We start from the raw sequence: 18,081 nt of genomic DNA, 5'->3' as shown, positions 1-18,081 counted from the left end.
ATGTTTAGTAAGTGACGAGATAAACATTTCCATAAAAAATACCGCGATATCGTTCGCGGTATTTTTTTTGTCTACTCATTAGAGGCTCTCTAGGACGAATTAAACTTTGCCGGGACTATATTGCTTCAAAGCAGCAATACGATCGTCAAGGGTAGGATGCGAACGAAATAAACTTGCCACACTAAAGCCTTGGGTCTGACCGGTGGTAATCGCAAAAGCTTGCATATTCTTTGGCATTTGATCCGGTCTTACTTCAGTAGGACGAAGCGCATCCAATGCACTGATCATCTTTTGTGGACCTGCCAGCTTAGCCCCCATTTCATCGGCGCGAAATTCACGCTTACGTGAGAACCACATGACGATGGCAGATGCTAAGAAACCGAGCACAATGTCCATAGCGATACTGGTCACAAAATAGCCAATACCCGGACCATCTTCGTTTTTAAACACAACTCTATCGACAAAGCTACCGATCACTCGCGCAAAGAACATGACGAAGGCGTTAACCACACCTTGAATCAGTGCTAAGGTCACCATATCACCATTGGCAACGTGACCAATCTCATGTGCTAATACTGCCTCAACCTCGTCAGGGGTCATACTCTGTAGCAATCCCGATGAAACCGCCACGAGGGCTTTGTTTTTATTCCAGCCGGTCGCAAAGGCATTAGGCTGTGCATTATCAAAGATACCGACTTCTGGCATGTCAATTTTTACCGCTTTTGCTTGTTTTGCGACGGTGTCGATCAACCACTGCTCAGTTGCTGTTTTAGGCTGTTCGATAACCACAGTGCCTGTTGAACGCTTTGCCATCCACTTTGATAAAAAAAGTGAAATGATCGAGCCTACCATGCCGTATATGGCACACATCACAGCAAGGCTAGCAAAATTAAGACCATTCGCGCCGTGTACAGATCCCAATCCGAAAACGGCGGATAAAATACTAAAGACAATACTAAACACCACCAGTACTGCTAAGTTGGTTAATAAAAACAGACCAATACGCATCATACGCTAACTTCCTTTATAAAATCTAAGAGTGGCAGTGAGTGGCTAATCACGACAAATCCACCTTCTCGAAGTATTAAAATGGGGGTATTCTATCCAATATTCAATATGAGGTAACCTTAAAAAGTAAATTTAATAAATATTACATTAATAAATAAAGTCAATACGTGTTATTCGATAACTCAAACTTACACCTTTTTAAGTCTCTCATTTTCTATATTTACAATGCTGATGCTTACTGTAATAATAGTCTCACAACTCATTGCTAATAAGGAAATTAGTATGTCATCACGTAAGCATTCTACAAAACGTACGCTAGACCAATGGCTCTCTGAGTATGCCGTTAGTCACCAAAACCCAATTAATAAAACAATCCACTGGTTATGTGTCCCGACGATTTTTGTCAGCATATTAGGTATGGGCATGTCAGTGGCTGCTTGGTTTACCATCGTAGTCGCTATGCTCGTGGCTATCTTTTACTTGAAGCTATCGACACCATTATTTATCGCCATGGGCATGTTTATGCTAATTTGTATGTCAGCAATCGCCATGCTACCGCTTGGGTTTAAAGCATGGGCAGTCATCTTCGTTGTCTCGTGGATTGGTCAGTTTATCGGACATAAAATCGAAGGCAAAAAGCCGTCATTCTTCAAAGATTTACAGTTTTTATTGATAGGCCCTGCTTGGGTTGCAAACTCCCTTATGGGTCGTAAAATTAAGCCTGCCAGCTAAAGAGAATGTGATCGGTGTTTATTAAACATTCATAACTAACATCGATAACTAAACTAAAAGCAAGCCTCTGTTTTTAATAAGAATATGTTTTTGAATAGTTGTGTTTAAAGTTTATGCAATTATGTAAAATTACGTGCTACTCATAACTAAAATACAACCAAATTTCTCCATTATAAAGTTATGTTTAGCCCAAATTCTATTCAAATTTTGCTAAACTAAACCTCAATATTAATAAGACACTCTTAAACTGCACCCTTATTTTATTACCTTAATTTATTATAGGTTACGATTAAATTAAGCTACCATTGAAGCTTTCATAATTTAAATCGTTTGTCATCTAAATTATTAGTTACCGTAGAGCTTATTTGACACTATTAGGGTCTGTTTTATTATCCATATTTCAGGTTTCTATTATAGGAGAATCACTTTGAACGTTTTAAAAAATACACTAGCAGTTGCCCTTTTCGCAGGCTTAGGTACTTTGAGTGTTGCTGGTAATGCGGCCACTTACGAGATTGATCCTCATCATGCTAATGCACGTTTTTTTGTCAATCACTTTGGCACTTCTACTAACGCTGGCGGCTTCTACGGCTTATCAGGTATCGTCGAATATGACCCTGCAGCTCAAAAAGGATTTGTTGGTGTGACGATTCCAATTAGTAGCTTAGAGACAGGTATCAAACCTTTTAATAAGCATCTAAAATCTGCTGACTTCTTTAATGTTGAGAAGTATCCAACCGCTTATTTTAAATCGACGGATTGGCAGTTTGATGGTGATAAAGTAACTGCGGTTAATGGTGAGTTGACTCTGCTTGACCAGACTCATCCTGTTACGTTAAAAGCAACAAGCTTCAACTGTTACGATAGCCCCTTATTAAACACTCAAGTATGTGGTGGCGACTTTGAAACCACGATTGATAGAACCAAATGGGGCATTGATATGTATACTGATGGCGGGATGATGAAAGATGTGACTTTAAAAATTCAGATCGAAGCGGGTTTAAAACAATAAGCCCTATTAAGCTTAAGTTAAAAAGGCACTACTTAAATGAATAAGTAGTGCCTTTTTTTGTACAATAACCTATTATCTTATAATCCTATCGTACACTATAAATAGATAACTAAATGAGAGGCAAAGCAACCGAGCGCAAGTACTACTCTAGTAGGCTTAGTCAGGTTAAGGCGGTCGCTCTTTAGTTTACCTGCGACTATACTTTATCGGAACAGATTGAATGAGCTTTTTGCTACCTAGCAAACCAATTGTCGCCAGAGACCCTTATGAGGCCAATAGAGCCTCAACCACGCTTGAGCTCTTATTTGACTTGGTCTACGTCATTGCTGTTTCGGCCGCAGCCAATGGGTTTTATAGACGCTTAATTGAGCATGACTTATCAGGCTTTATTACTTTTACCGTGGCGTTTTTTATCCTATGGAATGCGTGGACCAGTTTTACTTGGTTTGGTTCAGGCTATGATCCTGATGATACGCCTTACCGCATATCGGTTATGTTCCAAATGTTTGGCTCTTTATTGATCGCCGCCAATATCAGCCGTTTTTTTGAACAAGGATTGATGTGGATCGGGGTGGTTGGGTATGCCATTATGCGCCTTGCCAGCTGTAGTCAATGGCTTCGAGTCTATCATGATGTGCCCAGTCACAAGCAAGTGGCTATGCGCAGTATTGTCGGTCTGCTTACCTTGCAAGCGATGTGGATTAGCTGGCTATTTTTACCGAATTCAGTACAAACGCCTGCCCTAGTGGTATTTATAGTCGCTGAGCTTTTGATGCCCATCTGGGCACGTGCCGATCAGTTTGACAACTGGCATCCTGGTCATCTTGCGGAGCGTTATGGATTATTAACCATTATTGTATTAGGTGAGGGAATCGTAGGCGTCAGCGGAACGATTAAAAGTTTCATCATTGATCCTGCGTTTGTTGCGAAAGATATTCTTATTACTGCCTCGGCTTTGGTGGCCTTACTATTTGCAATATGGTGGCTCTATTTTAGCGTCCCCTTTGATTCTATTTTGCAAGAAGAGCGCCGCCGTCATGATTTAGTGGCTTTTGGCTATGGTCACTTTTTTATATTCGCCTCTTTAGCAGGTATTGGAAGTGCCTTGCATCTCGTCAGTGACGCTCTGAACAATGAAGCCAATGTCACCAATAACGGTGTGACGATGTCTTATGCTATGGCAATAATCATGATACAGCTTGCTGCCTTTTTGATTACGTTATGGACCTTACGCCATATTGTCAGTCGCAACTCTCAACATAGTATTTTGACGTTATTTATTGCACTTGCGATAGTGGCAAGTAGTTTTTTGATGGTCGTACAAGGGCTATCAATAGGTTATGCAGTCTGGATCAGCGTTCTAGCGCCTGTCGGTATGATCATAAAGTTTAATAGTGAGCATAGATATTTTCAGAGCATATCTTTAAATAAAGATTAACGGTGGTTAATCTTTTAAGCCTTTGATTAATTCAAAACGGGGTAGGTGTTTCCCCTCCACCTCTACTGTTTCGATAAACATATCTAAAGGCCTCACCCAGACACCGTATTCACCATAGAGACAGCGATAGACGACCAACGCTTCTTCGGTTTCAGAATGATGTGCGCTGTGCAGAACCTGATAAAGATTGCCTTTGTAATGACGGTAAATACCTTGGGGAACCTGTGGCGCCGTGTCTGTTTTATGTTTGCTCATAACGTTTCAGCTTATTTTCTAGTTTCGTTTTTGCTTGTGGCCACTCATTCATCGTCATGCTGTAAACGACAGAGTCCGTAATAGTACCATCTTGACGCATGCGATCACCACGAATCACGCCGTCTTGTTTAGCGCCTAATCTCTCTATGGCTCGTTGTGATTGAGTATTTATGATATCTGTACGCCAGCCTATTGTCAGATATTCTAGCGTCTCAAAAGCATGTGTCATTAGCATCAGCTTACATGAGGTATTAATATGACTGCGCCAATAAGATTTAGCATACCATGTATATCCAATCTCTAACCGTTTCACCATTGGCATAATATTATAAAAGCTGGTCGACCCAATCGCTTTACCTGTAGTCTCATCGATAACGGCAAACGCAACTCTATCTTCCATATTATGAGCTTTAGTAATATAGTCAGATATGGTTTCTGGACTTGGTACAGAGGTATACACCGTTTCCCAAAGCTTTCCATCTTGGCAGGCTCTGGCTAAGTCATCTGCATGACTTTGAGTGAGTGGCTCAAGGGTTATACCATTGTAAGACAGCGTTGTCGGCTTTAACATGATGGTTCCTAATCGAAAACGATATAAGCTTTAATTTTAATATAACCCAATAAACCGTGTCATTAAACTACTGTCACCCTAGCAAACGCTTTTTTGCCTGCCTGAATCACTACCGTCTGACCTGAGGTTAAGCTAAAGCCCGCATTCACCTCTTCACCATCCACTTTTACCGCATTGCGTTTAAGCATATCTTTTGCTGCGGCATTATTTTTAGCAAGGTCTGCTTGGTTTAAAATTTGCGTAATAAATAAGGCCTCTTGACCCTCGGGCAACTCAAGTGTCACCTCTGGCAAATCTACTGGCAACTCACCGTCCGCCAATACATTACCCGCTGATTTATGGGCATTGGCAGCCGCCTCTGCATCATGGAAGCGCTCAATAAGCTCTTCTGCCAAGATACGTTTAATCTCTTGCGGGTTACGCCCATTTTCAATCTCTGCCAATAGTGCTTCGACCTCATCCATGGGTTTAAAGCTTAAAAACTCATAATAGCGGCGAATGAGCGTATCTGGCATCGATAGGATTTTTTGATACATGGTGCCTGGGGTGTCATAGATTGCCACATAGTTGCCCAGTGACTTTGACATTTTATTAACGCCATCTAACCCTTCAAGAATGGGCACCGTAATACACACTTGCGACTCTTGACCATAGCGAGACTGCAACGTACGCCCCATTAATAGGTTAAAAGTTTGGTCAGTTCCGCCAAGCTCCACATCCGCCTCTAATGCGACTGAATCATAGCCCTGCACTAACGGATACAAAAACTCATGAATAGAGATGGGTGTTTGTGCCGCATAGCGTTTTGAGAAATCATCACGTTCTAGCATACGTGATACCGTCTGCTGACTGGCGAGCGAAATCATATCGCCAGCACTCATGTCATTAAACCACTCAGAGTTGAACACCACTTTAGTTTTGTCTTTATCTAATATCTTAAACACTTGCTCGGCATACGTTTTGGCATTCTCTTTAATTTGTTCATCAGTTAACGGAGGACGGGTGGTGTTTTTACCCGTTGGATCGCCAATTTTGGCAGTGTAATCGCCAATTAAGAAATAAATCTCATGCCCTAAGTCTTGAAAGTGCTTGAGTTTATTAATCAGCACCGTATGACCCAAGTGTAAATCAGGGGCCGTCGGATCAAACCCCGCTTTGATTTTTAACGGACGGCCAAGTTTTAGCTTAGCCACTAAGTCATCTTCAGACAAAATCTCATGCGTACCGCGCTGAATAATTGCCAGTTGCTCGTCTATACTTAAGGTAGTGGTGGTTTGGGTCATGGCTGCCTCAACTCTTGCGTAATAAATAAATAAATGAATAAATAAATCAATGAATGTCTTCAATCGACATAATCAACAGGGTTTAATAAATATAGGGTCTATTGACTGTATAAAGTGAATGCTAAGATTTTAAAGAAGATTACCACAAAAAGCTATTTTAGCTTACTGAACGTAACCCTATTTCGTTACTGGCTGATTATTTTAGAGACTGAATCTCTAAGCAATTATAAACAGCGAACTGGGAGATAGACAGTTGGGTGGTCGCTTTAGGTTATGATACCCTATGATTATTTATCAGTCTTAGGGATTTTTATAAGTTTAAGACATTGATTTATAACATTTAACTTATTTAATTTGCTTTAAAATTATAATAGTATTATTGACCATTGTTTTCATATTATAGGCTTAATCGTCAAAACTTAGCCCAATTGATAAATAAGAGGCCCTCATGGATATTAACCTTGATGATGTAGAACAGCTCATTAAACTTGCAGAGCGATCCAATATTGAGTCGCTTGAGGTAACAGATGGCGATAAACGCATTGTTGTTGTCTGTTATAACTCAAGCAAAACCTCACTAGCCTCTTCTAAAATTTACAATACTGCCAACAGTGCGACTCAAAGTACTGACCTTGAACAACGCTCTTCTCGCCAGCCTATAGATGCTATACAGTCTATAGACCAGGAAGATACAGGCGTAACAGAACTCACTCGCTCAGACTTTAACACGGTTATTGCCCCCATGATGGGTACCTTTTATCTTCGCTCAGAGCCCAGTGCTGAGGTATTTGTAAGCGAAGGTGATAGTGTCACTGCTGGCGATACGTTATGCATTATTGAAGCGATGAAGATTATGCATGAAGTAAAAGCAGATACCGATGGTATCGTCGATAAGATACTCATTAATGAGGGCGATGTTGTCGAGTTTGATCAACCACTATTTGAGATTCGTCCCGTTTAGCAATTAATGACTGTCGTATAATAGCTAAATTTTTAAAACTTTAAACCGTCCATAAATAAATAGTAACCGCTAGGAAGCCCCTATGTTTAATAAGATTCTTATCGCCAACCGTGGAGAGATTGCCCTTCGTATTGTACGAGCTTGTCGGAAAATGGGTATCTCGTCCGTCATGATATATTCTGAGGCAGATAAGGATACACTGGCGGTTCGCTTGGCGGATGAGGCAGTCTGTATTGGCCCTGCCCCAGCAAATAAAAGCTATCTTAATCAAGAAGCCATACTTTCAGCGGCGCTCATGACGGGTAGCGAGGCCATTCATCCGGGTTATGGTTTTTTAGCTGAAAATGCAAATTTTGCCGATAATGTGACGCAGGCAGGATTGGTCTTTATCGGACCCACTGCGCAAAATATTCGTCAGATGGGCGATAAAGTTGAGGCAAAAAAACAGATGATAAAGGCAGGCGTGCCTTGTGTGCCCGGTTCTGAGGGCGCTTTACCTGATAACGATCAAGAAGTATTAGCTCTTGCTCAAGAGGTTGGTTATCCAGTTATTATTAAAGCAGCCAGTGGCGGCGGTGGTCGAGGTATGCGCGTCGTCGAAAAAGAGAGCAACCTGCTAAAAGCCATTTCAATGACCAAAAGCGAGGCTGAGGCTAACTTTGGTGATTCGGTGGTTTATATGGAGCGTTACTTACAAAAGCCGCGTCATATCGAGATACAAGTGCTCGCCGATACGCAGGGTCATGCCATTCACTTAGGAGAGCGTGATTGCTCTATGCAGCGTCGTCATCAAAAGGTGATTGAAGAGGCGCCTGCTCCAGGTATTACAGAGTCACAGCGTCAAGAAATCGGTCAAGCCTGCGTCAATGCCTGTATTAAAATGGGCTATGTGGGGGCGGGTACTTTTGAATTTTTATATGAAAATGGGGAATTCTTTTTTATTGAAATGAATACCCGTATTCAAGTAGAGCACACGATTACCGAGCTTGTGACCGGTATTGATATTGTTCAAGCTCAGATACTAGTGGCTGCGGGTCAACCGCTGCCCTATCAACAGCAAGATATTAGTTTATCGGGTCATGCGTTTGAGTGTCGTATTAATGCTGAAAACCCCTATACTTTCTTGCCTACTCCGGGGCGTATCGATTACTGCCACCTGCCTGCTGGATTTGGGGTACGTGTCGACAGTCATATCGAGACAGGCTACACCGTCCCTCCCTCATACGATAGTCTTGTTGCAAAAATCTGTGTGCATGGCACAAGCCGAGATGATGCCATTGCCAGAATGCAAGCGGCGCTGAATGAAACTCAAATTGACGGCATTGACACCAATACTTTACTTCATCAAAGATTGTTTCAAGATGACGGCTTTAATGAAGGTCAAGTGAGTATTCACTATTTAGAACAATGGATTGAGAAAAATATTTAAGGATGCCAAGCATGCAAACGTCACAGACTCAGCCCGATACCAAATCGGATGTTCAGACCACAGCCGATAGCAATAGCGCAGGCACGCAGTGGCAATGGTGTAGTGAAACCTGCCTTGCACTGTATATGCAGCCACCGATTACGCTTGAGAAGCAGCAAACTTGCTGGGCGCTGGCAGACAGCATACAAGCCTTGCCAACAGTGGTTGAGGTCATTATTGGCATGAATACGCTCAGCGTGTTTACCAAGCCGCTTAGCTTTAATGAGCTAAACGCATTGCAAAAACAGCTGGCCGACATTAGTCAGCATACCGAAGCCAAAAGTATTCAAGGCAAACATATCGAAATACCCGTGCATTACGGCGGTAAATATGGCCCAGACTTAGCGCCTATGGCTCAGTCTTTGGGTCTGTCGATTGACGAGGTAGTCAAGCTACATACCGAAGCCACCTACACCGTTTATTTTATCGGTTTTCAGCCAGGCTTCCCATATCTGGGCGGATTATCAGAAAAGCTGTACTTCCCAAGACGAGAGACGCCGCGCACTAAAGTTCCAGCAGGTTCAGTCGGTATCGGCGGTGAGCAAACCGGTGTGTATCCGTTCTCATCCCCTGGCGGCTGGCAACTACTCGGACAGACTGAGATGCCCTTGTTTGATTTAAACCAAACGCCACCAACCGCTTTGAGCGCTGGCGATACGCTTCAGTTTAAAGCCATCGATATTCATGATACATAAGCTCATAACTAATAAGTACTATAAATGAATAAGAACCAGAAACAGGCAACCACAATGAAAATTTTAGCCTCAAACGCACTGGCAAGTATTCAAGACAGGGGTCGCTTTGGCTTTCGTGGCTTAGGTGTTGGCCCCAATGGTGTGATGGACCCGTGGGCACTGCAAGCAGGCAATGCGCTGATGAAAAACGATTTGGATGAGCCTGCTATCGAATTTGCTCTTGGTAGTATGGAATTTGAATTTAGCCAAGATACCTGTTTTTGTTTAACCGGTGCTATTTACGAAGCTTACCTCGATGATACCCGAATCTATGGCTACTGGCGTATCAATGCCAAAGCTGGTCAAACCTTAAAACTGGTTCGTCCGCTACAGGGCATGTACGCCTATCTATGCGTACAAGGCGGATTTAATATCGAGCCGGTGCTTGGCTCAGCCAGTACCAATACCAAGGCTGAATTTGGTGGTAAAGAGGGTAGATTCTTGCAACAAGGCGACGACATTAGCTTAAAGACCACGCCACACACGCCATTACCGGTTATTGGTGTACCGCGTCTGTTTAGTGATAATGACGACTTTGCACACAATATCATTCGTGTGGTCAAAAACAGTGAATACGACTTCTTTGATGACACCTCAAAAATGAACTTTGTGCAGCAGGACTGGAAAGTGGATACCAGCAGTAACCGTATGGGCTATCGCTGCGTCGGTAACATGCCATTAAAATCGATTGAAGATATCAGTATGAGTTCTCATGGTGTGGCGGCGGGCATGATTCAAGTACCGCCACAAGGCCAGCCGATTGTACTAATGTCCGATGCGCAAACCACTGGCGGTTATCCCAAAATAGCAACCGTTATTGAAGCCGATATTGGGCTAATGGCGCAAACCCGCTTTGGACAGCATTGCCGTTTTGAATTGATATCAATGGAAGACGCTCTAGAGGCTCGTCAACAACGACAGCGCTACATCGAGCGCATTAGGAGATATGCAGATGACAATTAATAATACAAACCAGACCAAAAGCATCAGTGTTGATTTAAATGCGGACGTGGCCGAAGGCTGTGGTCAAGACGAGGCACTAATGCGTATTGTCAGCTCAGCCAATGTCAGCTGCGGTCTGCATGCCGGCTCCTATCAGCATATGCTAGAGACCTTACAACTTGCCAAACAATATCAGGTACGAGTCGGCGCGCATCCGGGTCTGGATGACAAGGAAAACTTTGGTCGTACGCCGCAAGACTTAAGTGAAGCGGAATATCGGGCGCTGATAAGTTATCAATTAGGCGCTGCTAAAGCCGTCTGCGACTTGGTGGGCGTTGAGCTGAGCTATGTCAAACCGCATGGTGCGCTATATAACCAAGCTGCTAAAGATGAGCATCTGGCTAATATTGTGATCAGTGAAGTGAAACGCTTTAATTCCAGTTTGGCAATTATGGGCTTATCAGGTAGCTTTCTCATCAGTGCCGCAAAGGCACAAGGACTGAATACTATCTCAGAAGTTTTCGCTGATAGAAATTACGAAAGCGATGGTTCCCTTGTCTCACGTACCAAAGACAACGCTCTAATCACTGACCCTGAGCAAGCCACACAGCATGCGCTACAGATGATTACCGAAGGCGTGGTTACCAGTGTTGATGGTACTAAAGTTGCCGTCGAGGCTCAAAGTATTTGTCTACATGGCGACAATGCACATGCTGTTAAGTTTGCCGCTGAGATTAAAAGCCAGCTTGAACAACAGGGCATCAAAATAATAGCGAGATAGACCCTTTTATCTCAAGCTCTATTGTATGTCGCTTCAATTTATACCTTATATCGCTCTAATTTGATGACAATTTTAATAAGCACGACTAAACATTATTATCTTAAACGAAGCCTTTGATAAGGATGCCTATGAACGCCTTAAAGAAGAACAATACTGCCATACTCGGTGCCGCATTCTTAATGGCAACCTCGGCAGTGGGTCCAGGTTTTTTAACCCAAACTGCCACCTTTACCGAAAGCTTAATGGCCAGCTTTGGCTTTGTCATTTTGATTTCGATTATTATGGATATCGGAGTTCAGCTGAATGTCTGGCGTATTATTGCGGTCTCTAAAAAGCGGGCGCAAGAAGTCGCTAACCTTGTCTTTCCTGGGGTAGGTTACTTTTTAACCTTCTTAGTGGTGTTAGGGGGTCTGGCGTTCAATATTGGTAACATCGGTGGCGCTGGTCTTGGTATGCAAGCGGTATTTGACATCTCTCCTATTACTGGTGCTTTAATCAGTGGTGTCATAGCCGTGGCTATCTTCTTAAGCCGTGAAGCGGGGCCTATCATGGATAGGTTCACCCAACTTATGGGTTTTACGCTTCTGGTACTCATAATCTATGTGATGTTTAAATCTAACCCGCCCTTTGCTGAAGCGGCCGCACGTACTATTATGCCAAGCAAAATAGATGCTATGGCTATTGTTACCTTGGTTGGCGGTACTGTCGGTGGTTATATTACTTTCTCAGGGGCACACCGGTTGCTAGAGGCGGGTATTAGCGGAGAGGAAAATCTGCCCTCAGTGACAAGCAGCTCTGTATCAGGCATTTTGATTGCGTCCATTGTTCGGGTATTTTTATTCTTAGCTGTGTTAGGCGTGGTATCTAAAGGTATTGCGCTTGATCCTTCAAACCCTGCTATGTCTCCGTTTCAGCATATCTTAGGCAATGTGGGCAAAATTATCTTTGGTATTGTTATATGGGCCGCGTCGGTCACCTCCGTTATTGGCGCCGCTTATACCTCAGTGTCATTTATGAGTAGCTTTCACCCCTTTATTGAACAGTACAAACGTTACTTTATTATCACCTTTATTCTGATTTCTACCTTTGTATTTGCTACCATAGGTAAGCCTGCACAGCTATTGGTATTAGCTGGGACATTAAACGGTCTGATTCTACCGATTGCAATGATTATTATCCTAATTGCCGCATACAGAAAGAATATTGTTGGTAATTATAAACATCCTATTTGGATTGCTGCTTTCGGTTGGATTATTGCGATTATCATGAGCGGTCTAAGCTTTATGACGTTGGCAAATTATATCAGCGGTTAGTATGTTACTTTTAGCACCTCGCATCAGTGAGTTGGCGTTTATCAGTTTTGAGGTCTTAGCATGGATATAGAAATTATTGAAAAGATAGTACAACGTGTCGAGCGCAGTCAGGTGCATCAAGTGACTGTCGCGGACGGTGCACAATCTATTACTGTGGTCAATCATCTGTCAGGTCAATCTGTAGCAAGCTCTCAGGGCAATACAGCCGCTCAAGCAGACAGCTTGCCAAACACAGATGCTCAAAACCAAGAGGACGCCAAAGCCGCTATCGTGACCTCAATGTATGTCGGTCATGTCCAGCTTAGCCCAGACGGTGGTCCAGAGCTTTTGGTCAATCTAGGCGACAGCGTTGAGGTTGGACAAACGGTCGCCTATGTTGATGTGCTTAGCAAATTGCTGCCTGTTGAGAGTCAGATTGCGGGTATGGTTGATGAAATACTGGTTGAAACCGGTGATGCTGTTGAATACGGTCAGCCACTGCTTAAACTGCAATAAAGTCTACCCATAGTAGAAAATATAATTTTAAAAAAGGCTGTCAGAGAAATTCTCTAGCAGCCTTCTGTTGTGACATCCTTTTGGCTCATGAACCTTGCTTTTAAAGCCGACCCTTTGACAGTCTGTTATAATCAGAATACTTATTCTTATTGTACGGCACTTATCTTATGACCCAATCTATAAGCGACAATACCGCCCCTACCTTTGATGATTTTGAGCAGGCTTTTTCTGAGACTTTATTTGATAGCTTCGATACGGGCTATTATATCGGCATGATGTCAGGTACTAGCCTAGATGGCATGGATGCGGTCATTTGTCAGTTTGATGCGACTGGCGATAATGAGGATCAAAACCTTCACACTAACAAAATTATAGCCACGCATAGCAAAGACTTTCCAGACAATCTGCGTGAGGTACTATTAGCGCTGTGTCTGCCAAACGGCACCGCAAACTTAGCCTATCCTGCCAGCAATGTTATATTAGATCAGCAACCACAAAGCGAGCTTGAGTGGTTTGGTTGGGCGAGCCGAGAATATGCAGAATTTGCCAGTACCGTGGTCAATGAGTTGCTTAAGAAGTCAGGCATCACAGCAAATGCCATCTTAGCCATTGGCTGTCATGGGCAAACCGTCCGCCACCGCCCAAACTTAGGGTTTACTCTACAGTTAGTCGATCCCAATATAATTGCAGAGCGCACTGGCATTACCGTAGTGACCGACTTTCGCCGCCGCGATATGGCAGTGGGTGGACAAGGTGCGCCGCTCGCACCTGCCTTTCATTTGGCACAATTCGGCACGGCTGATGACATAGATACTGCCACTGCCCCTGCTCTAAAGCACCGTATTGTGGTCAATCTTGGTGGTATCTCTAATATCACAGTACTGCCTGCCCAGCAAACTCATAATGTCACAGGTTATGATACGGGGCCTGCCAATATATTGTTAGATGCATGGTATCAAAAGCATGCGGATACGATTAATGTCCTCTCAAATAATACAACGTCAAACGCTGAGCCGTTTGAGTCCACAGCCCCTTTATATGATAAAAACGGACAATGGGCAAAGTCTGGACAGGTCAATGACGATCTACTGGCACAACTATTGACACATCCCTATTTTTGTCAGCCTACGCCCAAAAGCACAGGACGTGAAGACTTCCATTTAGACTGGCTGAATGAGCAGATAACACTGGTTTATGAGACCCTGACAGGCGTTAAAGGCAATGCTCAACCCGAAACGCAAATTGATGCTCAAACCGAAACTAAAATTGATGCTCAAAGTACCCCCCCTATCTCTCCAGAAGATGTACAAGCGACTTTAACGGCTTTTACTGTTCAGACGCTAAGTACTGCTATCAAGGCTGAAGCAGTACGCCTCAATATGACTGAGGGAGAGGTAATTGTTTGCGGTGGTGGCGCCTATAATTCATTTTTACTTGAGCAAATAGCACGAAATTTGCCGAATTGGACGGTATTAACCAGTGAGGATTTTGGCATTGCCCCTACATGGGTGGAAGCGATGGCATTCGCTTGGCTTGCTCGCCAAACCATTATGGGTGAAACAGGCAACCTGCCAGCGGTGACAGGTGCTAATAAAGCGGTTGTATTAGGTCAGGTTTGTTTTGCTTAGATATTGAGTGTCAAATTTTAGACGACTTTATTTCAATTGCCATACTCCTATGTTACCTGTACAATTAATCGTACATGTTTTGCCAAATGAGGATGACCAATGCAAACCATCACCTATACCGAAGTACGTAAGCACTTAGCCGATACGCTATCACAAGTTTGTAATGACCATCAGCCGACCATCGTAACCCGTCGACAACAGCCTTCTGTGGTTATATTATCGCTAGATGATTATAATGCTCTGACGGAAACAGCGTATCTGCTGCGTTCTCCTAAAAATGCCACCCGCTTATTCAACGCTATTGAAGAACTCAACTCAGGTCAAGGAACAAAGCATCAATTGCAAGCCAATTTTGAGATCCCGCCTGAACAGGACTTATCTTTATGACATTAATCTTTGCCAGTCAAGCATGGGAAGATTACCAATTTTGGCTTAAAAATGATAAAAAACAATTGAATCGAATTAATAAACTTATTACCGCTTGCCAACGTGATCCTTTTACAGGTATTGGTAAGCCTGAACAGTTAAAACATGGGTTATCAGGATTTTGGTCACGACGCATAGATGGGGAACATCGAATGGTATATCGAGTGACAGAACAGGGGCTGGAGTTGGCATCACTACGCTATCACTATTAACGTGAATTGCCTGAAATAAGTGAAAAAAATATAAACAGAGATTACAAAGATGCGCGATAAGATAAGTTAGCAAAACGAAACTTTTTAATATATAGCTCTTTGAAAATGTAACTCTCTAAATATTTAGCCCGCTAAATATAAAGTAGTTAGGACTTACGCAAAATTTAAATTGGTGGCTAAAATCGTGACTTTTGCGTAAGTCCTAGTAAAACAAACTAGTAGACACAAACTTGAACTTACCGCAAAGACTGCACCCACTGCACAATTTGATGGCTTGGCAAAGCGCCAGACTGACGGGCAACTTCCATGCCACCTCTAAACGCAACCATCGTTGGTAGACTTCGGATATTATAGGGTGCTGCCGCTTGCTCAAACTGGTCGGTCTGTAATTTAGCAAACACCACTTGTGGCAACTGCTTAGCCGCTTGCTCAAACTCAGGCGCCATCATATGACACGGCTGACACCAACTCGCCCAAAAGTCGACAACGGTCAACACCTCATTTTTCTGAATGGTTTTAGCGGCTGTCTTATCATTCAGCATCACAGGTGCACCCGTCAATAAAGAATGCTGACATTTACCACAGACAGGTTGCTCAGTTAGTCTTGACGCGGGTATACGGTTGATCGCTGCGCAATTTGGGCACACCAAATGTAGCGACTCATTGTTTGTATTAGTCATTATCATCCCCTTTATATTTTTAATAACTAGCAAGTTTTTAAATACTAGCCATTTAATTCATTCATTTTATCTTTGATTTCTTTCTATCTGTTTATTATTGGGGCGTATACACACTATTTAAATATTTAGTGAGCCTAAAATTTTGTATCATACAATCTGTTATATTAAGATCAGTAAGATTAGCTCTTTGATGGACAACAACTCTATATTATACGGCTTAGGAATAAGAGGCTGCAGTGTTAGACAAGCAGAAGACAGTCAACAACGAGACATCTAACTGGTTAAATAAACTGATTCCCAGTTGGGTGACCGCGTATGATAAAAGCACGTTGCCTGCTGATATCATTGCCGGTATCGTGGTAGGGGTGTTAGTTATTCCACAAAGCTTGGGATATGCCGTCCTTGCAGGATTGCCACCCGTCTTTGGTTTATATGCCTCTATTATGCCAGTGTTACTCTATGCATGGGTGGGCTCGAGCAATGTGCAAGCAATCGGGCCTGTTGCGATTACCGCAATTATGACCGCTAGTAGTTTACATGGTCTCGCGATAGAAGGCAGTGTGCAATACGCCATGTTAGCTAGTTTGCTAGCGTTAATGGTGGGTGTCATATTATGGCTGGCAGGACAGCTTAAGCAAGGCTGGATCATGCAGTTTATCAGTCGCGGCGTATCAGCAGGATTCGTCAGCGGCGCATCGGTATTGATATTTGTTAGCCAGATTAAGTATCTAACGAACATTCCTGTTAATGGTAATACCTTGCCCGGTTACATGCTGTCCCTGTTGAACCATTTGCAAGACTTTCACCTTCCTACTTTTTTGATCGGTGGTATAGCGTTTATGCTATTTATAGTCAACCGTTACGCCAGTAATATCTTATGGGAGTCATGGCTATCGGCTTCAAAGGCGAAATGGGCACGTCGACTTTTTCCACTATTAGTCATAATTATAGCCATTTTTATCAGTTATATAAGTCACTGGTCTCAGCAAGGCGTGCGAATCATTGAGGACATACCGAGCGGCTTACCTTTATTAGCACTTCCTCACTTTGAGTCTTTTCCTCGCGTACTCTCCTTACTGCCTACCGCTGGCTTGATGGCATTAATTATTTTTATTTCTAGTAGCTCTATTGCCAATACCTATGCCCGTTTGCGCGGGGAAAGCTTCGATGCCAATAAGGAGTTAAAAGGCTTAGGGCTAGCCAACATAGCGGGCGGATTTAGTCAAAGCTTTCCTGTGGCAGGGGGCTTTTCGCGCACTGCGATCAATGTCGATTCAGGCGCAAAAACACCCCTTGCCACCCTGATCACAGTCGCCATTATGGTGGCCACCTTATTGGTATTGAGCAGTTTGATTGCGCCCCTGCCCTATGCCCTTTTAGGGGCAATGATTATGGCCTCCATTATTAGTCTTATCGATATCGATACCTTTAAAAAAGCGCTAAAAACAGATAAGTTGGACGCACTTAGCTTCGCTGCTACCTTTATAGGGGTATTGGCATTTGGCTTGAACGTTGGCTTGGTAATTGGCATCATTGTATCGTTTGCAGGGCTTATTTGGCAGTCAAGCCAGCCGCATATTGCGGTAGTGGGACGCTTAATGGGGACCGAACATTTTCGCAATATTTACCGTCATAATGTCATCACTTACGACAACTTGTTGATCATGCGGGTTGATGAAAGTTTATTTTTTGGTAATAGTGAGTCGGTACACAACCAGATTCAAGCGGCCTTAAATAAATACGATCATGCGCGAGAGCTGGTGCTCATCATGTCGTCTGTTAATCACATTGATCTGACAGCGCAAGAGATGTTAGCCACTTTAAATCGTGAGCTGATTGCCAAAGGTAAGCGGTTACACTATAGCTTTATCAAAGGTCCGGTAATGGATGTCATAGAAGAGACACCCGTCGTTAAAGAGCTGTCGGGTCGAGTGTTTTTAAGCACTATCCAAGCCATTACCTTACTCACTGACGATGATTTACAAAACGATGAGTACCCTAAGATACAACAGCAAGAGTTCCATTAAAACAGAACCTTTAAACCCTTATAATAAATATAGTCATGGGCAACTAAATGAGATACAAGGCAGCCGAGCGCAAGTACTACTCTAGTAGGCTTAGTGAGGTTAACGCTGTCGCTCT

Annotated in this window: 19 protein-coding genes; 14 read left to right on the top strand and 5 right to left on the bottom strand. The window is 43.1% G+C overall.

Annotated features, from left to right (window positions below; genetic code table 11):
- Window positions 1–99 precede the first annotated feature (99 nt).
- Window positions 100–1,011 carry a protease HtpX gene (gene htpX, locus AC21OG_RS05855; protein ID WP_486545731.1) on the bottom strand — a complete coding sequence of 304 codons (912 nt, stop codon included), beginning with the start codon at window positions 1,009–1,011 and terminating at the stop codon, window positions 100–102.
- A 279-nt stretch (window positions 1,012–1,290) separates the two neighbouring features.
- Between htpX and AC21OG_RS05850 the strand changes: the two genes are divergently transcribed.
- The 3 genes from AC21OG_RS05850 to AC21OG_RS05840 all read left to right on the top strand — a co-directional run bounded on the left by AC21OG_RS05850 (window position 1,291) and on the right by AC21OG_RS05840 (window position 4,190).
- Window positions 1,291–1,740 carry an Mpo1 family 2-hydroxy fatty acid dioxygenase gene (locus AC21OG_RS05850; protein WP_487376404.1) on the top strand — a complete coding sequence of 150 codons (450 nt, stop codon included), beginning with the start codon at window positions 1,291–1,293 and terminating at the stop codon, window positions 1,738–1,740.
- Window positions 1,741–2,167: 427 nt separating this feature from the next.
- The gene (locus tag AC21OG_RS05845) at window positions 2,168–2,752 is read left to right on the top strand and encodes a YceI family protein (RefSeq protein ID WP_487376403.1); all 585 of its coding nucleotides are present in this window, start codon (window positions 2,168–2,170) and stop codon (window positions 2,750–2,752) included.
- 220 nt (window positions 2,753–2,972) lie between these two features.
- Window positions 2,973–4,190 (top strand): low temperature requirement protein A, encoded by a 1,218-nt coding sequence (locus AC21OG_RS05840; protein ID WP_487376402.1) that lies wholly within the window; start codon window positions 2,973–2,975, stop codon window positions 4,188–4,190.
- Between the two features lie 6 nt (window positions 4,191–4,196).
- On the opposite strand, the gene AC21OG_RS05835 is transcribed toward AC21OG_RS05840, so the two are convergent.
- From AC21OG_RS05835 to tyrS, 3 genes are all read right to left on the bottom strand, one after another.
- Entirely contained in the window at window positions 4,197–4,445 is a 249-nt protein-coding gene (locus AC21OG_RS05835) for a DUF1653 domain-containing protein (protein ID WP_487376401.1), read from the bottom strand.
- Window positions 4,432–5,016, bottom strand: coding sequence for a GNAT family N-acetyltransferase (locus AC21OG_RS05830; protein ID WP_487376400.1), 585 nt, complete (start codon window positions 5,014–5,016; stop codon window positions 4,432–4,434). Before AC21OG_RS05830 ends, AC21OG_RS05835 begins: the two co-directional genes overlap by 14 nt.
- A 62-nt stretch (window positions 5,017–5,078) precedes the next feature.
- Window positions 5,079–6,299, bottom strand: coding sequence for a tyrosine--tRNA ligase (gene tyrS, locus AC21OG_RS05825; protein WP_487376398.1), 1,221 nt, complete (start codon window positions 6,297–6,299; stop codon window positions 5,079–5,081).
- A gap of 448 nt (window positions 6,300–6,747) precedes the next feature.
- On the opposite strand from tyrS, the gene AC21OG_RS05820 reads away from it, so the two are divergent.
- From AC21OG_RS05820 to AC21OG_RS05775, 10 genes are all read left to right on the top strand, one after another.
- Complete coding sequence (locus AC21OG_RS05820) at window positions 6,748–7,260, top strand: acetyl-CoA carboxylase biotin carboxyl carrier protein (RefSeq protein WP_487376397.1); 513 nt, start codon at window positions 6,748–6,750, stop codon at window positions 7,258–7,260.
- A gap of 82 nt (window positions 7,261–7,342) precedes the next feature.
- Window positions 7,343–8,689 carry an acetyl-CoA carboxylase biotin carboxylase subunit gene (accC, locus tag AC21OG_RS05815; RefSeq protein WP_487376395.1) on the top strand — a complete coding sequence of 449 codons (1,347 nt, stop codon included), beginning with the start codon at window positions 7,343–7,345 and terminating at the stop codon, window positions 8,687–8,689.
- An 11-nt stretch (window positions 8,690–8,700) separates the two neighbouring features.
- The gene (pxpB, locus tag AC21OG_RS05810; RefSeq protein WP_487376393.1) at window positions 8,701–9,423 is read left to right on the top strand and encodes a 5-oxoprolinase subunit PxpB; all 723 of its coding nucleotides are present in this window, start codon (window positions 8,701–8,703) and stop codon (window positions 9,421–9,423) included.
- A 24-nt stretch (window positions 9,424–9,447) separates the two neighbouring features.
- Window positions 9,448–10,425: a 5-oxoprolinase subunit C family protein gene (locus tag AC21OG_RS05805; RefSeq protein ID WP_487376391.1), complete on the top strand. Its 978-nt coding sequence runs from the start codon at window positions 9,448–9,450 to the stop codon at window positions 10,423–10,425.
- Window positions 10,415–11,185, top strand: coding sequence for a 5-oxoprolinase subunit PxpA (gene pxpA, locus AC21OG_RS05800; RefSeq protein WP_487376389.1), 771 nt, complete (start codon window positions 10,415–10,417; stop codon window positions 11,183–11,185). The genes AC21OG_RS05805 and pxpA overlap by 11 nt, the downstream gene beginning before the upstream one ends.
- Before the next feature lie 128 nt (window positions 11,186–11,313).
- The gene (locus AC21OG_RS05795; protein WP_487376387.1) at window positions 11,314–12,498 is read left to right on the top strand and encodes an NRAMP family divalent metal transporter; all 1,185 of its coding nucleotides are present in this window, start codon (window positions 11,314–11,316) and stop codon (window positions 12,496–12,498) included.
- A 60-nt stretch (window positions 12,499–12,558) separates the two neighbouring features.
- Entirely contained in the window at window positions 12,559–12,993 is a 435-nt protein-coding gene (locus AC21OG_RS05790; RefSeq protein ID WP_487376385.1) for an acetyl-CoA carboxylase biotin carboxyl carrier protein, read from the top strand.
- 167 nt (window positions 12,994–13,160) lie between these two features.
- Window positions 13,161–14,621 carry an anhydro-N-acetylmuramic acid kinase gene (locus AC21OG_RS05785; protein WP_487376383.1) on the top strand — a complete coding sequence of 487 codons (1,461 nt, stop codon included), beginning with the start codon at window positions 13,161–13,163 and terminating at the stop codon, window positions 14,619–14,621.
- 99 nt (window positions 14,622–14,720) lie between these two features.
- Window positions 14,721–15,008 carry a type II toxin-antitoxin system Phd/YefM family antitoxin gene (locus AC21OG_RS05780; protein WP_486545704.1) on the top strand — a complete coding sequence of 96 codons (288 nt, stop codon included), beginning with the start codon at window positions 14,721–14,723 and terminating at the stop codon, window positions 15,006–15,008.
- On the top strand, window positions 15,005–15,259 hold the full coding sequence (locus AC21OG_RS05775; protein ID WP_486545702.1) for a Txe/YoeB family addiction module toxin: 255 nt from the start codon (window positions 15,005–15,007) through the stop codon (window positions 15,257–15,259). The genes AC21OG_RS05780 and AC21OG_RS05775 overlap by 4 nt, the downstream gene beginning before the upstream one ends.
- A gap of 236 nt (window positions 15,260–15,495) precedes the next feature.
- Here the strand turns inward: AC21OG_RS05775 and trxA are convergent, their stop codons facing one another.
- Window positions 15,496–15,939: a thioredoxin gene (gene trxA, locus AC21OG_RS05770; RefSeq protein ID WP_487376382.1), complete on the bottom strand. Its 444-nt coding sequence runs from the start codon at window positions 15,937–15,939 to the stop codon at window positions 15,496–15,498.
- A gap of 236 nt (window positions 15,940–16,175) precedes the next feature.
- Here trxA and AC21OG_RS05765 point away from each other — a divergent pair, with 236 nt between their 5' ends.
- Window positions 16,176–17,966, top strand: coding sequence for a SulP family inorganic anion transporter (locus AC21OG_RS05765; protein WP_487376381.1), 1,791 nt, complete (start codon window positions 16,176–16,178; stop codon window positions 17,964–17,966).
- The last annotated feature ends 115 nt before the right edge of the window (window positions 17,967–18,081 follow it).

It is taken from the genome of Psychrobacter sp. CX5, assembly GCF_057621535.2.
This window is presented reverse-complemented; position numbering and strand designations above follow the sequence as displayed.

Coding starts and splice junctions, on each gene's coding strand:
- htpX (WP_486545731.1), bottom strand. CDS start 1,011: ATGATGCGTATTGGTCTGTTTTTATTAACCAACTTAGCAGTACTGGTG.
- AC21OG_RS05850 (WP_487376404.1), top strand. CDS start 1,291: ATGTCATCACGTAAGCATTCTACAAAACGTACGCTAGACCAATGGCTC.
- AC21OG_RS05840 (WP_487376402.1), top strand. CDS start 2,973: ATGAGCTTTTTGCTACCTAGCAAACCAATTGTCGCCAGAGACCCTTAT.
- AC21OG_RS05835 (WP_487376401.1), bottom strand. CDS start 4,445: ATGAGCAAACATAAAACAGACACGGCGCCACAGGTTCCCCAAGGTATT.
- AC21OG_RS05830 (WP_487376400.1), bottom strand. CDS start 5,016: ATGTTAAAGCCGACAACGCTGTCTTACAATGGTATAACCCTTGAGCCA.
- tyrS (WP_487376398.1), bottom strand. CDS start 6,299: ATGACCCAAACCACCACTACCTTAAGTATAGACGAGCAACTGGCAATT.
- AC21OG_RS05820 (WP_487376397.1), top strand. CDS start 6,748: ATGGATATTAACCTTGATGATGTAGAACAGCTCATTAAACTTGCAGAG.
- accC (WP_487376395.1), top strand. CDS start 7,343: ATGTTTAATAAGATTCTTATCGCCAACCGTGGAGAGATTGCCCTTCGT.
- pxpB (WP_487376393.1), top strand. CDS start 8,701: ATGCAAACGTCACAGACTCAGCCCGATACCAAATCGGATGTTCAGACC.
- AC21OG_RS05805 (WP_487376391.1), top strand. CDS start 9,448: ATGAATAAGAACCAGAAACAGGCAACCACAATGAAAATTTTAGCCTCA.
- pxpA (WP_487376389.1), top strand. CDS start 10,415: ATGACAATTAATAATACAAACCAGACCAAAAGCATCAGTGTTGATTTA.
- AC21OG_RS05795 (WP_487376387.1), top strand. CDS start 11,314: ATGAACGCCTTAAAGAAGAACAATACTGCCATACTCGGTGCCGCATTC.
- AC21OG_RS05790 (WP_487376385.1), top strand. CDS start 12,559: ATGGATATAGAAATTATTGAAAAGATAGTACAACGTGTCGAGCGCAGT.
- AC21OG_RS05785 (WP_487376383.1), top strand. CDS start 13,161: ATGACCCAATCTATAAGCGACAATACCGCCCCTACCTTTGATGATTTT.
- AC21OG_RS05780 (WP_486545704.1), top strand. CDS start 14,721: ATGCAAACCATCACCTATACCGAAGTACGTAAGCACTTAGCCGATACG.
- AC21OG_RS05775 (WP_486545702.1), top strand. CDS start 15,005: ATGACATTAATCTTTGCCAGTCAAGCATGGGAAGATTACCAATTTTGG.
- trxA (WP_487376382.1), bottom strand. CDS start 15,939: ATGACTAATACAAACAATGAGTCGCTACATTTGGTGTGCCCAAATTGC.